Annotated in this window: 1 protein-coding gene; it reads left to right on the top strand. The window is 46.5% G+C overall.

What is annotated here, in order from left to right:
• Nucleotides 1-241 (top strand): porin family protein (locus CWC11_RS22895; RefSeq protein WP_171038497.1); only part of this gene is annotated, 241 nt, incomplete at both ends.

Here is a 241-nt window from a genome sequence, read left to right as displayed (position 1 = left end):
CCTGTCGCCGGACTCAGATCATTACAAATACTTCGTGATGGCGCGGCCGCTATCTATGGCTCTGACGCGGTCGCGGGCGTGGTTAACTACCAGCTTAAAAGTGACTTTGAAGGTAACAAAATCACAGTAAAGCATGGTAGCTCGCAAGGAACCACATTGAATGAATCAACAGTGAACCTCCTCACTGGATTTAATTTTAACGATAACGCCTCTCACTTTACAGGGTCAATGACGTTGTATG

Origin of the sequence: Pseudoalteromonas sp. S3178 (assembly GCF_005886985.1) — a bacterium.
Lineage (GTDB): Bacteria > Pseudomonadota > Gammaproteobacteria > Enterobacterales > Alteromonadaceae > Pseudoalteromonas > Pseudoalteromonas carrageenovora.
Note: the sequence above shows the minus strand (reverse complement) of the source record. Positions and strands in the feature narration are given on the sequence as shown.